Below are 14,552 nucleotides of genomic sequence, written 5' to 3' on the forward strand. Positions count from 1 at the left end.
CATCTGCGTCTGGCTCCCGGCGGGGTTGCTGACGTTCCATGTCTACCCTGACATTTGAGCGCCTGCGCCTGGAGAAGACGGTTCCCTTGACGATCAGCCGCGGCACGTCGACGCACAGCAAGATTTTCTGGCTTCGCTGGATCGATGAGGGGGTGGAAGGCTGGGGGGAGGCAGTTCCGTTTGCGATCGACGAGCGTCCGCAGCCTTTCTCCGCAATTGTTGAGGCGTATGAAACCCACCGTCCCTGGCTCGAAACGATGGCGGCGTGGGAGCGCCAGGAGATCGACCGGCGTCTTCGAGCCGCCGACGCGCCGTCGGCCTTCATTGCCGCGGTGAACCAAGCTCTGTACGACTGGCTGGGCAGGCGGCTCGGGCAGCCGGTTTCGCGCCTGTTGGGATTTGCGAGCGGCGCGAGTGCGCTCACCTTTGCGACGATCGGCATTTTGTCACCGGGTGACGCCGTTCTTCGCGTGAAAAAGTGGCGTGAGGCGCATGATGTGCGGGCCTTCAAGGTGAAGCTCGGTTCGCGGGCCGGAGTGGAGGCGGACAAGGCGATGTTTTCAGCCGTGCGTGCGGTGGTGCCGGATGGATTCAAGATGAGCGTCGATGCCAACGGGGGCTGGTCGCCTCCAACGACCGTGGCGATGGCGGGATGGCTTGCGGGGCAGGGTGTCGATCACATCGAACAACCACTGCCACGGGGACAGGAGAGCGACCTGGCCGCGGTGCAGGCCGATTCGGCGCTGCCGATATTTGTCGACGAAAGCTGTCGCACGGCGGCGGATCTGCCGGCGCTGGTTGGATGCGTCGCAGGGATCAACATCAAGCTGATGAAATGCGGCGGACTCGACGGCGCGCTTCACCTGCTGCACGCGGCGCGGGCGCATGGCCTGCGCATTCTGGTCGGGTGCTACGGCAGCAGCGCGCTCGGAAACTGCTGTGCGCTGACGCTTGCGCCGTTTGCGGATTTGATCGACCTCGACAGCCATCTCAATCTCAGGGACGACCCCTTTGCGGGATGGACGCTGAAGGAAGGCTTGCTGACCGCCTCGTCTTCGCCCGGATTTGGAGTTTCCCATGCCTAGCTCATCGTCTGACCCAGCCTCGCCCCAACGCTTTGCCATTCTGCTTCACGGCGGATTCACGACCAGGCACGGCAAGACGGGCATTTCGCTTCTGCGGTATCGCGGCCGCGAGGTTGTCGCCGTGATCGATCGTGAGACGGCGGGGCGTCCGCTGCGCGAGGTGTCGCGCATGGCAGACCTTCCCGACATTCCGGTGGTCGCAACGATTGCGGAGGCGCTGGCCAGCCGGCCCACGGCGCTTGTCATTGGCATGTCGCCGTCGGGCGGCCGCCTGCCGGATGAGTTGTGGCCTGGCATGCGCGAGGCGGTGCAGGCGGGCGTGTCGATCTGGAATGGATTGCACACGCGCATCGCGGACGCCCCCGGAATCGCCGCGGCGCTCCGGCCGGGTGTTCGAGTCTGGGACATGCGCCGGGAACCGGAAAACGTCAGGACGGGCACCGGTGGCGCGCGGCAGCTTTCGGCGAAGCGGATTCTTTTTGTCGGAACCGACATGGCCATCGGCAAGATGACGGCGGCGCTCGAGTTCGACCGGGAGTCGCGCGCGCGGGGCCTGCGGTCGGCGTTCGTCGCCACCGGCCAGGCAGGCATCATGATCAGCGGTTCCGGAGTGTGCCTTGATGCGGTGCGCGTCGACTACGCCAGCGGATCGATCGAGGCGGAGGTGGTGCGACAGGGGAAGGACCGGGATGTGGTCTGGGTGGAGGGGCAGGGTTCGCTCCTCAATCCCGCATCGACAGCCACGCTGCCGCTGATCCGCGGAACGCAACCCACGCACCTGGTCCTCGTGCACAAGGCCGGGCTCGCGCATCTGCAGGCGTTTCCCAACCTGCTGATTCCGCCGCTCAGCAAGGTCGTGCAAATGTATGAGCAGGTCGCTTCGGCGGCGGGAATATTTGCACCCGCGCCCGTCATGGGAATCGCGCTGAACACCTGGGGAATGAGCGAGGAGGCGGCGCGCGGCGCCGTGGCTGCGGCTGCGCGCGAAACAGGCCTGCCTGCAACGGATGCGGTCAGGTTCGGCACCGGGGAGATTCTCGACGCAATCCTGCGAACGCCGCCGGCCGCCTGATTGGCCGGACGCTTCGGCGACGCAACGCGGTGAGTTACGCCGACACCTTGGCGGCGGAACGCATCCCGTAGGAGACGATCGCGAGCGTGAGCAGCGAACTCACAGGCATCAATATGGCTGCGACGAGCGGGTTCATCCTGCCTGCAACGGCGAGGCCCACGGCGAGAAGATTGTAGGCGACTGAGAAGGCGAGAATGTTGCGCTGGGTGCGGTGACGGATGCCGTCAACTTCGAGCAGCGCGCGGATGCCGCCGATGCCGCGTCCGAGATAGTAGAAGTCGGCTTTCTTTTCCAGGACGCCGCGATGAATCACCGGTGTTCCGCGGCAGAGTGCCTGGTCAAAGGCGAGACTGTCGTTTGCACCGTCGCCCAGCATGAGCGCCTCGCCTGGCGCGTTCTCGCGCAACCATTCGGCCTTGTCGTGCGGGGAGAGGCCGCCGATGGCATGATCGGCTGGGATGCCCAGTTTTTGGGCGAGCGCCGCGACCCGGCCTGGATCGTCGCCGCTGAGAATCGCCGATTGGAGCCCACGACGGGAAAGCGCAGTGATTTCGCGTGAAGCGTCCGCGCGGACGGCATCGGCGAATTCGAATTCAGCGATGGTCTGACCGTCGCAAGCGAAGACGGTGGCGCTTCCCTCCGCTTTGCTGCGCCAGCCGGCGCGACCCAGCGACCAGGGGCCCAGTTCGACACCCGCACCCACGGTTTCCCGCACATCGCCGGGAATGGGTTTGATGAGTTCGCTGGCAAGCAGGTGCTCCAGCAGACTCTGGCTCACCGGATGCGCATTGTCGGAAACGAGCGCGAGCAGGGCGGCGCGCTCCTCGTTGCTGAGGCGGGACAGCCTCTCGGGATTGCGCAGCCTGGGAGTCTCCAGCGTGAGCGTGCCCGTCTTGTCGAAGATCAGCCGCTTCACGGCGCGAAGCCGGGTCCACAGGCCGGCGTTCCGGACGAAAACGCCGACGCGACGCAGGGCGACGGTCGCCATTTCGTCGGCGAGCGGGAAAGCGAGGGCGACGGCGCAGGGGCAGGATACGACGAGGATTGCCGTGATGATCGCTCCGGTTTTCAGCGCATCATGGGTCGTGACCCACCAGGCAATGCCTGCGATCAGGGCGATGCCGAGGATGCCGATCAGGTAGCCGCGCACGATGCGCTCGAGAAAAATGTGACGCGACGAGGTTTCCGCCCGGGGAGCGAGCAGCTGGGCGAGCAGCGAGTCATCCCAGCGCTGCAGCGTGAGGAGACGCACCACACTGAGACCCACGGGGATCGCCCCGGCGGGCACGCGTTGACCTGCCGAGAAGACGCGCGGCGCCGCCTCGCCGTTGATCGAGGCGAGCGAAAAGGCGGCGCTGGCATCGAGGAGCCGGGATTCGACGGGGACGGTGCGGCCCGGTGGCAGCACGATGGACTGCCCGGGTTGAAGCTTTTCGACAGCCGTGGATTCTCCGCCCTCGACCCGCACCTTTTGCGCGTGCGGCTGCCCGCCCAGGAGCCGTCGCCGGTTGCGTTCAACCGCGGCCACCTGCGCCCACCGGCCGATCAGCATCAGAAGGATGAAGGTCGAGACGAAGTCGAAGTACATGTATTCCGCGCGCCCCGCCGCCCAGCCGTAGAGGGAGCCTGCGTAGGCGCCCGTGATTCCCAGCGCGATGGGAAGGTCAATGTGCATTGCGCGCTCGCGCAGCGCGCGCACGGCGCGCACGAGAAAGTAGCTGCCGCCGACGAGCAGGCTCAGTGTTCCGAAGGCCAGCGAGAGCAGCTCGAACAGGCCCGCCCACTCAAAGCTCGACTCCATGCCGAAGTAGGCGGGCAGCGTGAAGAGCATGACGTTCATCGTGAACGCCGCGCAAAGCCCGATGCGTTTTGCGAGCCCGCGGCTCTCCGGTTCGCCGGCGGATTCCCCGGCGGGGCCGAGGGAGTAGCCGAAACCCTGAAGCTTTCGTGCAAACGCGGATGCCTGGAATTCGCCGCGTGTCCAGGTGAGCCGTGCGGTGCCGTACTGCGCGTTGACGACGATCTCTCTCGCGCCGGATTCCTGGAGAAACACGCGCTCGATCAGCCACACGCAGGCGGCGCATGAGATGCCCTGGATATTCAGCGTCAGGGTGGCCACGCGGTCGGAGTCGGCTTCGGCGGATGCCTGGGCCTCGTCCAGCCAGGCATAGTCGCGCGGCTGAAAGACGCCCGGGTCCGCCGGCGCTGTGATAGCGTCCTTGAAACTGTAGTAGCGGTCGAACCCGCTCGCGTGCACCAGTTGGAAAACGTAGCTGCAGCCATTGCAGCAGAAGCCGCTCGCGCGCATGGCGTCGTCGATCAGGGCCGAGCCGCAATGACGGCATTGCATCGCAGCTGCCCGACGGGTTTCGGCCTTCGGTCTGGACGGTGACAGTGTCGCGCTCATTGGACCTTGGCCACGTTCAAAGGCAGATGAAATTCCACGGGGTGGGACCCTCGAAGCCGAGCGTGCCGCGCAGGCGCCAGCCCACGATGACCGCGGCCGTTAGCGCGAGGCTGATGCGCATCCGGTTTATCCAGAGTGGCGACAGTTTGCCCCGCACCCAGTTGAACTGGGATTGGGCGAGCCAGAGCAGGGGCACGGTGCCGAGTCCGAAGGCGAGCATGAGCTCGACGCCCTGCCGCGCGGAGCCCGCGAGAACGGCGAGTGTGATCACGAAGTACAATGGACCGCAGGGCAGAAGCGGCGTGGCTATGCCGAGGGTCGCTGCGGCGGTCAGCCGGGATTGTCCGCGCAGCCAGCTCTGGAGTCGGAGGTATCCTTTTCCGAGAACGGGAATCCGGGGAAGCAGGCGATCCCAGCGAAAGGCGAGGGCGACAAAAAACAGGACCATGATCCACGGCAGCCAGCGCGCCGCGGAGGAGGAGAGCAGGAGCAGCGGTCCGCGTCCCAGCGCGCCGGCGAATCCACCCAGTGCGGCGTAGCCGAGGAGTCGCGTCAGGTGATAGACGGTGCGGATCGTATTCGGATCGGTTGTGTCCGCCCTGCCAGGCATGAGTCCGCACGCGAGCGGTCCGCACATGCCGGCGCAGTGCAGGCTCGTGACCAGGCCGGCGGCGAAGGCGGTGCCGGGAGAGGTGATGCCCGCGAGATCCATGCTCAGGGTTGTGTCGCAAGCGGCACGGACTGCACCGGGTTGCGCGCGGCGATGGCGAACCATGCGCCCCACATGGCTGCCTGCACGACAAAGGCGGCCACGAACCAGAGCCAGAGCCTCGAACGTTTGGTCCTAGTTTTTGCCATGGTGCTTCTCCGCCTCCTCCTCGCGCAGGAGCCTCGCTTCGGGGCCCAGGAAATCGACCCTGCGGGCGAGGCGGGCGGAGGTTTCGACTCCATCGGCCTCGACCTCGAATCTGAACAAACCCTCGTAGCGATCGCGCGCCTGCTGGAGAATCAGGGGCTGGACCAGCTCGGCCAGCGGTGGAACCTCGACTGTCGTTTCGAGGCCCACCTGCTTGAGCCCCTCGGGGCCGCCGACAATGCGCACGTTGAAATGCGCGGGGCGGTTCTGCTTGTTGAGCAGGCGAACGAGAAACTGGTTTCGCACGGTCTGCGCATCGACGACGTACGGCGCGCCGGTCATCCGGGTGACGTCGAGATTCATGGGTTTGACGGTGGAGAGAGCCCAGAGGGCCACGCCCGCACCGACCATGAACAAGGCGAGATAAAGAATCGTCCGCGACCTCAGCCAGCGTGTTGGTTTGCCGGTGAACCCCTGCTGCGAATCGTAGCGGATCAGGCCCTCAGGGCGCCCGAGCCGCGTCATGACGGCGTCGCAGGCGTCGATGCAGGCCGTGCAGCCGATGCACTCCATCTGAAGGCCCTGGCGGATGTCGATGCCCGTCGGGCAGACCTGCACGCAGCGCAGGCAGTCGACGCAGTCACCGGCGGGTTCCGCTGTCGCGGTTGTCTCCGCGAGCGGAGCAGCGGACTTGAGCGCGGCCGCGCCATCCTCCCTGCGCGACGCCGCGCTCTTGCGGCTGGACCGCGGTTCGCCGCGCTTGGTGTCGTAGCCGATGACGAGGGAGTGATCGTCGATCAGCGCGGACTGGATGCGCCCGTACGGACACAGGACGATGCACATCTGTTCGCGGAACCAGGCAAAGTTGAAGTAGAGCGCGCCGGTGGCCAGGCCCATGAAGAGGAAGGCGCCCCAGTGCTCCGTCGGCGCGGTGCGCATCATCGACCAGACCTCGGGCAGCGAAACGAAGTACGCGAGGAACAGGTGGGTGATGATCGCGGACACCAGGATGTAGAGCGTGTGTTTCACGACGCGCCGGATGATCTTTTCAGTTGTCCAGGGCGCTTGATCCAGTGCGCGGCGCTTCACGGCGTCGCCGTCGATCCAACGCTCGATCTTCCTGTAGACATGATCGAGAAACACCGTGTGCGGACAAGCCCACCCGCACCACACGCGACCCAGAAGCGCGGTGATGAAGAACAGGGTGAACCCGAGGCCGGTGATGACGAAGAAGAGCAGCCACAAGTCCTGAGCCGCGAGAGTCACGCCGAAGAGATGGAAGCGCCGGCCGGCGATGTCCAGGAACACGGCCGGGTAGCCGTTGATCTTGATCCACGGCAGGGCGAGGTAGAAGACGATCAGGGCGGAGGCCGAGAGCTTTCGGTACTTTTCGAACCGACCCCGGACGTCCGCGGGAAAGAGGAACGCCTTCGATCCGTCCTTGCGGATCGTCGTGACGGTATCGCGGTTGGGTCTTTCGGGTCTGAGGGCGGACATGGCTACTCGATGAAGGTTCGCGAAGGGAATGCGCGCGCGGACTGCGGCGCATTCCCGGTGCCAGACAAGTCAGGGCTTGGCGCCCTCAACCGTGATGGGTTCACCCTCCTTGTGTTTGCTCAGCAGGAATGCGGTGATGTCCGTGACTTTTTTGGCCCCGAGAACCGGTCCCCAGGTGGGCATTCCCTTCTCGGGCACGCCCTTCATGATGACATCGTGAATCTGCACGGGTCGCCCGCCGTGGATCCATGCGGTGTCGATGAGATCGGGGCCGATGGCTGCGGGCGACTCACTCTTACCGCGTCCGCTGGCCAGATGGCAGGCGGCGCAATTGGAGACGAAGGCGGCCTGGCCGGCATCGACGAACGCGGCGGTGTGGCTCATCTTCCAGAGGCTCGCGTCGTCGAGCTTCGTGGCGGCGAGCCGCTGCGCCTCGATTTTGCCCATGGCGGCGTCGACGACCTCGGTGCTGCTCTGGCCGATGTCGAGCCACTCGTAGTAGGCCCAGTAGCCGATCCAGAAAACGATCGATGCATACAGCGAATAGAGCCACCAGTTCGGCAGGCGCTTGTCGTATTCCTGGATGCCGTCGAAGACGTGCGGCCGGACGGGTTCGTCAGGGGGGAGGTTCGGATTCATGAGGCTTGGGAGTCGTTCCTTGCCGCGGGCGTTTCCGTTTCAAACGGAAGGTTTTCGAAGTGGTGGGTCTGCTCGCGTTTCATTCGAAAGGCGCGCCAGAGGATGGCCACGAAGATGGAGACTGCGGTGATGAAGGCCGTGATGGTGAAGACGGCCGCGCTGTCCTCGAGAAGAATGCGACGAAACATGGCGAGGGTGGGTTACTGGGCTGGAGATCTGCTTTCCGTGCGCGCCACCTCATCGAACTTTCCGAGGTGCTGCAGGTAGGCGATGAGGGCGACGATTTCGCGATTGTGGTCCACGTAGGCGCCGGCGGCCCGCAGGTCCGTGGCGATCTGCTTCGCCTGCTCGGTGACGCGGGATTCGATCTGTTCGGGCGTCCAGTTGGGATACGGCACGCCGAGTTTGCGCTGCACGGCGAGCTTGGCGGGAAGCGCCTTCACGTCGGTCGCGTTTTCAAACAGCCAGGGATAGTTGGGCATGTTGGAGCCCGCGGAAACGGTGCGCGGATCCTCCATGTGGCGCAGGTGCCAGACATCGGGGTATTTGCCGCCGACGCGCGCGAGATCGGGTCCCGTGCGCTTCGATCCCCACTGGTAGGGATGATCGTAGATCGATTCGCCGAGTCGCGAGTAATCGCCGTAGCGCAGCACATCGGGCACCAGCGTTCGGATCATCTGTGAGTGGCAGTTGTAGCAGCCCTCGCGCACGTAGATGTCGCGTCCGGCGAGCTCCAGCGGGCTGTAGGGAACCTGGCGCCGGCCCTCGATGGTGGAGCCCCTGTGGGCGATGACCACCGGGATGATCTGGATCATGCCTCCGGCGGCGACCGCGATGAAGGTGAGGACGGTGAAGGGCGCGGCGTTGATCAGGAGGCGGTCGTACCATGCGCCCCATGCGGAGTTGCGCGACTTCCAGTGCAGAAGCGCGCAGATCATGCAGAAGATCGCGCCGACGAGCCCCACAATGCTGAGGGTGGTGTCGCCGAACATCCATGCGCAGGCGAAACCGCCGGCCATGGCGGAGAACAGGACGGGCGGGTTCAGGAACGTGCCGAAAACGCCGACGCGTTCCGCGGGACCGGTGGCACCCTCGTCATCGAAGACCTCGATGGTGCCGTTGATCACTGTGGCGCCGCGGATGGTTCGCCAGACGTTGTAGCCCATGAGGACGAAGCCGGTGAGATAGAGTCCGCCGCCGACGACACGCATCAGCATCATGGGCCGGATCGTGTTCAGCGTGTCGACAAAGTTTGGATACGTGAGGACGGAGCCTCCCTCGGAGGTGGCGCTCAGCATCAGCCCCTGCGTGATGCCGCTCGTCCACATGGCGGCCACGTAGAAAAGAATGCCCACGGTGCCGATCCAGAAATGCGTGTTCGCGAGCGAGACGGAGTGCAGCGGGCGGTTCCAGAGTCGCGGGAGCAGCCAGTAGATCATGCCGGCGGCCATGAAGCCGTTCCAGCCCAGTGCGCCGAGGTGGACATGGCCGACGATCCAGTCGGTGTAGTGGCCGAGGGCGCTGACCGACTTGATGGAGAGGAGCGGGCCCTCGAAGGTGGCCATGCCGTAGAAGGTCACGGCGGCCGCCATGAATTTCAGGACCGGATCAGTGCGCAGCTTGTGCCAGGCTCCCCGAAGTGTCAGGAGGCCGTTGAGCATGCCGCCCCATGACGGCGCCCACAGCATGAGTGAAAAGGTCATGCCCAGCGTCTGGAGCCAGTCGGGCAGGGCGGTGTTCAGCAGGTGGTGCGGGCCGGCCCAGATGTACACGAAGACGAGCGACCAGAAATGGATGATGGAAAGCCGGTAGGAGTAGACCGGACGCTCCGCCGCCTTCGGAATAAAGTAGTACATGATGCCCAGGATCGGCGTGGTGAGGAAGAAGGCCACGGCGTTGTGGCCGTACCACCATTGCACCAGGCCGTCCTGCACGCCGCCGAAGATCGGGTAGCTGTGCGTGAGGCTTGTCGGCAGCGAGAGATGGTTGACGATGTAGAGCATCGCCACCGTGACGATCGTCGCGATGTAGAACCAGATGGCGACGTAGAGGCTGCATTCGCGCCGGCGGGCGAGCGTCCAGAAGAAGTTGACGGCGAAGACGACCCAGATGAACGCGACGGCGATGTTGAGCGGCCAGATGAGCTCGGCGTACTCCTTGCCGCGGGTGAGTCCGAGCGGCAGCGTGATGGCGGCGGCGACGATGATGGCCTGCCAGCCCCAGAAGTGGAGCTGCGAGAGGAAGTCGCTCGCGAGCCTCGCCTTCACGAGGCGCTGCGTGGAGTAGTAGATGCCGGCGAACATCATGTTGCCCACGAACGCGAAGATGACGGCGTTGGTGTGCAGCGGACGCAGGCGGCCGAAGCTAAGCCAGGACGTGTTGAAGTTGAGCTGGAAGAAGTTGAGCTGCGAGGCGATGAAGACGCCGGCCAGCATGCCGACGAGACCCCAGACAAGCGTGGCCAGCAGGAACTGGCGAACGACCCTGTCGTTGAACTCAAGTGTGATTTTTTGTGCAGGCATTAGGAACGAGAGTCGGAGGATTGAGGTGATGTAGAGGTGCGCGCGAATGCGCCGGGTGGCTCGGACGGGCCACGCCCGACAGCCTCCGCGCCGGGTGCGGCTGCGGGTGTTATTTCGCCGGCGCCAGGCGTGCGTGGAGTTTCATCGGCAAGCGGCAGCAGGGAGTCGCGCTCCGCGCTGCTCATGCGCCCCCGGGCGTGCTCCTGCAGGAAAAAAACGACGAAGACGAGGACCAGCCAGAGGCTGATGGCCAGAGTGATGGGAACGACTTCCATGGGAGTGATCAGGAGCCCGTGTCGTTGTCCCGCTGGCGCCGGCGAACATCGCGCGTGTCGTGGCCATGGTGGTGGCGCAGCCGCTCGCGGGCGACATGCCAGTGCTCAAGATCGCGGCCGTCCGGACGGCCGGCTTCAATCCAGAGCTGGTAGGCGGCGTCCTGGATGTCCTGTTCACTGGGCTCGGACGGCGCAGCATGTGAGGCGTGTTTCATGGTGGAGGGACGATGGAAAGGGAAGGGAGTGAAAGGTGTTGCCGGGTTGAGATGGGCGGTACGCTCATGCCGCGTTTCCCAGTGTGCCGCCGGCGCCTGTTTTTCGGGCGACGCGCCGCAGGTGCTCCCGGTAGGCGGCGGGAGTTTCCCCGGTGATTCGCTGGAAGGCTCGGTTGAACTGGGGGACCGACTGGAATCCGGCCTCGCGGGCGGCGTCGCCCACGCTCCAGCGCGGATTGAGGAGCAGCAGCTTTGTCTTCTCGACGCGGGCGCGCATGAGGTAGCCGGTGAAGGTTGCCCCGAGGGCTGACTTGAAGACCTTGCGAAGCTGAATCGAGCTCACGTTTGCGGCGCGGGCGACGTCGGACAGGGCGATGGATTCGCCAAGATGTTCGGCGATGAAGGCGCGGACTTTGGCGACGGTTTGATTTTCCGAGACCGTCTGCCTGGCCATCAAATCGCTGGCGATCAGGGAGAGATGCGAGGAAAAACTCTCCAGCAGTCGCAATATCGCGGCGTAGTGCGGCTTGGACAAGACGCGTGTCCCGAAGTACGCTGACTTCAGACTTGCGGAGTCGATGGCGGCGTTCGATTCGCGAAGGTGCCTAAGGAGCGCCTGGAATGACTCGGGAGTCGGCTTGCGGAGCAGGATCTGTCCGGTTTGCAGCCAGGCGATGGCGCGGCCGTCCAGGCGAACGGGTACCGCGGAGAGGCTGATGCCGGCAAAACAGTCGAAGGTGACCGCGCCGCTGCCCGGGAGACGTTCCATGCGAGCCTGCAGTTCCAGGCAGGAGGCGCAGACCTGGCTCGATGAGGCGAGCATCACGCAGAGCGGATTTATCCTGCGGGCGTCCCCCATCGCGGCCTTGTACACGCCCGCTGGGCGCAGGACGAGGGGAAGGCCGGTCGCGATTTGAAAGGCTTCCTTGTAGGTGAGAAATGCGTCCGAGGACTGCAATCGGGCGACAATCCCGCTGGCGCGCGAATCCGCGGCGCGCGAGGAGGATGTCGATGGTGCAGGAGCCTTTTCCACGCATGCAGCATAGTGGAACCTTGGGCGGCCTGGAATTGGAGCCGCGGATGGATCTCGCTAAAGGAAATCCCTACATGACGGACGGTCACGCGGAGCGGCTGTCGAACGGTGAAGCCGCTGAAATTTCATGGGCTTGTTTTTTGACGTGGCCTCATGGCCGGTTCCTTGCTGTGATTCTCCCCCCATGCCTCTGACACGCGTTCACCTGACTTTCGCTGCCGTTGCCGGTTTTTCTATCTCACTTGTCTGGGCGCAACCCGCACAGAAGCGCGGAGCCACTTCAACCTCGACGACCGCCGCACCTGCGACAACTGCCGCGGCGTCGGCGCCCACGCTTGTCCCGGTGAACCTGCTGCATGCCGCGGGGGATCTTGAGGTGACGCTCTGGGCGAGGTCGCCGCTCCTGAGGAATCCCACAAACATCGACATTGATTCCGCGGGGCGCATCTGGGTGGCCGAGGGAGCGAACTACCGCAGGCACGCCGGACGCGATCCCGCGGGGGACCGGATCATGGTCCTCGAGGACACGGATGGGGATGGGCGGGCCGACAAGTCCTGGGTGTTTGTTCAGGAGCCGGTCCTGATCGCGCCGCTGGGAATCGCCGTTGTGGACAACAAGATCTATGTCTCCAATGCGCCGGATCTGATCGTCTACACGGATGTCGATCGCGACCTCAAGTTTGACGCGCGGTACGACACGCGGGAGGTGCTGCTGAACGGATTCAATGGAAACAACCATGACCACGCGCTGCATTCCCTGACGGTTGGGCCCGACGGCCGCTACTATTTCAGCCAGGGCAACGCGGGCGCGTTCGTGACGGATCGCTCCGGCGGCACACTTCGCGTGGGCAGCATGTACGATCCGTTGAAGAGCGGGGCGACGCCGATCTTCGGCTGGAAGACCCCCGATATTTCGGGCGCAAAGAGCGACGACGGCCATGTGTACGTCGGCGGGTTTGCGATGAGCATGAGGCCGGACGGCACGGATCTGCGGGTCATCGGCTACAACTTTCGCAACAGTTATGAGCAGACGGTGACCTCCTTCGGAGAGGTCTTTCAAAACGACAATGATGATCCTCCCGCGTCCCGCACGGCGCATCTGCTCGAGTATGGAAACGCGGGGTTCTTCTCCCGCGACGGCACGCGCATCTGGTCGGCGGACCGCCGCCCGGGCCAGGACATCGCTACGGCCGAATGGCGCCAGGAGGATCCCGGCACGATGCCTGCGGGGGATGTCTATGGCGCAGGTTCGCCGACGGGAATTGTTTTCTACGAGGGTGACGCACTCGGCGCGAAATGGCGCGGTGTGCTGCTGAGCGGGGAGGCTGCGCGCAACACGATCCTCGGCTATTTCCCCGAGTTGAACGGCGCGGGCTACAAACTTGAGCGCTTTGATTTTCTCACGAGCAACCGCGAGGGGAAACTCTCGGGCATCGACAGCCTGCGAGGCGTGGTGAACGACGACCTGCAGACTTATTTTCGCCCTTCGGACATCGCTGTCGGACCGGATGGAGCGATCTATGTTTCAGACTGGTTCGATCCACGCGTCGGCGGGCACGCCGATCGCGACGACACGCTCAGCGGTGCGATCTACAGGATAGCTCCCCGCGGCTTCAAACCGAGGATTCCGTCCCTCGACCTGAAAACAACCGAGGGTCAGATTGAAGCGCTTCGCAGTCCGGCCGTGAACGTGCGCGCCCTCGGCCAGTTCGCGCTGACCAAGGCCGGTGAGAAAGCGGTTGCTCCTGTCGCGGCTCTGTTGACCGACCGAAATCCCTACATCGCCGCCCGGGCGATCTCCCTGCTGGCGCGACTCGGGCCCCGGGGCGAGGCGAAGGTTGAGGAACTGCTGCGCCACCCGGATGAACGTTTTCGCGCGTCGGCTTTCAAGACCCTGAGATCGGGTCCGCGCGGGATGGAGTTCGCGACAATGCTGGCGAAGGATCATTCGGCGCTGGTGCGGCGCGAGGTCGCGCTGGCCATGCGAGACGTGCCGTTCGCGAAGTCGAGGGACATTCTGCTCGAGCTCGCCAGAACCTTTGATGGCCGGGACCGCACCTATCTCGAGGCGTGGGGAACAGGCTGCATGGGCAAGGAGGCGGAGGTCTATTCTGCGATGGAGAAAACCGCGGCGACCCGCGACGCGGTCAAGTGGACGCCCGCGTATGCGAAACTCGTCTGGCGACTGACGCCGGAGGCGGCGACTCCGCAGTTCGCAGCGCGGGCCCGGGCGTCGGCTTTGTCGGAGCAGGATCGACTGGCCGCGGTGACGGCGCTTGGCTTCACACCGACGCGGGAGGCCGCCGACGTGCTTGTGGACCTGGCGGCGAAGGGCGAGGGGCGCGTGCAGCAGCATGCGCTCTGGTGGGTCATCAACTACCGCGATCTTCGCTGGGGAAAATTCAATCTCAATGCCGTGCTGAAGGAGCGTGGCATCTATGATCCGGACTCGATCACGATCAGCGGCATGGTGGTGCCGGAGCCCGGTCCCGCCAAACTGACGGATGCGGCTGCGATCGCCGCGCTGAAGGGCGACGCCAGGGCGGGTGCGGATCTCTTCAACGCCTGCATGCTGTGCCATCAATTGGGAGACAAGGGCATTGACTATGCGCCGAATCTGACCGGCTGGGCGCAGCGGCAGTCGACGCTGGTGCTGATCGATTCGATCATCAATCCGTCGGCCGACATCGCGCATGGCTTCGATGGCGTGGAGATCGAGCTCAAGGACGGCACCATCGTTCAAGGTCTTGCGATGTCGTCGGGAGATCCGGTGATTGTTCGCTCGACGGGTGGGTTGACCCAGATGATTCCGGCAAATCGGATCAAGAGCCTGAGGCGCATGAATCGATCGCTGATGCTGAGCGCCGATCAACTCGGATTGAGCGCGCAGAATGTCGCGGACGTCGTGGCGTATTTGAAGTCGCTTTGAGACCGAAGCGTGTGCGTGAGCC

The 14,552-nt window shown here is 64.6% G+C and carries 13 protein-coding genes; 3 read left to right on the top strand and 10 right to left on the bottom strand.

The window, feature by feature from the left end; genetic code table 11:
- Positions 1–38 precede the first annotated feature (38 nt).
- A complete protein-coding gene (locus tag HS122_13745) occupies positions 39–1,085 on the top strand; it encodes a dipeptide epimerase (protein MBE7539460.1) in 1,047 nt (348 codons plus the stop codon).
- Complete coding sequence (locus HS122_13750; protein ID MBE7539461.1) at positions 1,078–2,157, top strand: DUF1611 domain-containing protein; 1,080 nt, start codon at positions 1,078–1,080, stop codon at positions 2,155–2,157. The genes HS122_13745 and HS122_13750 overlap by 8 nt, the downstream gene beginning before the upstream one ends.
- A 34-nt stretch (positions 2,158–2,191) precedes the next feature.
- Here HS122_13750 and HS122_13755 read toward each other — a convergent pair whose 3' ends face one another.
- The 10 genes from HS122_13755 to HS122_13800 all read right to left on the bottom strand — a co-directional run bounded on the left by HS122_13755 (position 2,192) and on the right by HS122_13800 (position 11,601).
- Entirely contained in the window at positions 2,192–4,564 is a 2,373-nt protein-coding gene (locus HS122_13755) for a heavy metal translocating P-type ATPase metal-binding domain-containing protein (GenBank protein ID MBE7539462.1), read from the bottom strand.
- A gap of 16 nt (positions 4,565–4,580) precedes the next feature.
- Complete coding sequence (locus tag HS122_13760) at positions 4,581–5,276, bottom strand: sulfite exporter TauE/SafE family protein (protein MBE7539463.1); 696 nt, start codon at positions 5,274–5,276, stop codon at positions 4,581–4,583.
- Between the two features lie 2 nt (positions 5,277–5,278).
- Entirely contained in the window at positions 5,279–5,422 is a 144-nt protein-coding gene (locus tag HS122_13765; GenBank protein MBE7539464.1) for a hypothetical protein, read from the bottom strand.
- Positions 5,409–6,917 carry a cytochrome c oxidase accessory protein CcoG gene (gene ccoG, locus HS122_13770; GenBank protein ID MBE7539465.1) on the bottom strand — a complete coding sequence of 503 codons (1,509 nt, stop codon included), beginning with the start codon at positions 6,915–6,917 and terminating at the stop codon, positions 5,409–5,411. The genes HS122_13765 and ccoG overlap by 14 nt, the downstream gene beginning before the upstream one ends.
- A 69-nt stretch (positions 6,918–6,986) precedes the next feature.
- On the bottom strand, positions 6,987–7,556 hold the full coding sequence (locus tag HS122_13775) for a c-type cytochrome (protein MBE7539466.1): 570 nt from the start codon (positions 7,554–7,556) through the stop codon (positions 6,987–6,989).
- On the bottom strand, positions 7,553–7,744 hold the full coding sequence (locus HS122_13780) for a hypothetical protein (protein MBE7539467.1): 192 nt from the start codon (positions 7,742–7,744) through the stop codon (positions 7,553–7,555). The genes HS122_13775 and HS122_13780 overlap by 4 nt, the downstream gene beginning before the upstream one ends.
- A 12-nt stretch (positions 7,745–7,756) precedes the next feature.
- On the bottom strand, positions 7,757–10,078 hold the full coding sequence (ccoN, locus tag HS122_13785; GenBank protein MBE7539468.1) for a cytochrome-c oxidase, cbb3-type subunit I: 2,322 nt from the start codon (positions 10,076–10,078) through the stop codon (positions 7,757–7,759).
- A complete protein-coding gene (locus HS122_13790; GenBank protein ID MBE7539469.1) occupies positions 10,078–10,353 on the bottom strand; it encodes a hypothetical protein in 276 nt (91 codons plus the stop codon). Before HS122_13790 ends, ccoN begins: the two co-directional genes overlap by 1 nt.
- An 8-nt stretch (positions 10,354–10,361) precedes the next feature.
- Entirely contained in the window at positions 10,362–10,568 is a 207-nt protein-coding gene (locus HS122_13795; protein ID MBE7539470.1) for a DUF2934 domain-containing protein, read from the bottom strand.
- 64 nt (positions 10,569–10,632) lie between these two features.
- A complete protein-coding gene (locus HS122_13800; GenBank protein ID MBE7539471.1) occupies positions 10,633–11,601 on the bottom strand; it encodes a helix-turn-helix domain-containing protein in 969 nt (322 codons plus the stop codon).
- A 184-nt stretch (positions 11,602–11,785) separates the two neighbouring features.
- Here HS122_13800 and HS122_13805 point away from each other — a divergent pair, with 184 nt between their 5' ends.
- Positions 11,786–14,530 carry a c-type cytochrome gene (locus tag HS122_13805; protein ID MBE7539472.1) on the top strand — a complete coding sequence of 915 codons (2,745 nt, stop codon included), beginning with the start codon at positions 11,786–11,788 and terminating at the stop codon, positions 14,528–14,530.
- Positions 14,531–14,552 lie beyond the last annotated feature (22 nt).

This window comes from Opitutaceae bacterium (genome assembly GCA_015075305.1).
Lineage (GTDB): Bacteria > Verrucomicrobiota > Verrucomicrobiia > Opitutales > Opitutaceae > UBA6669.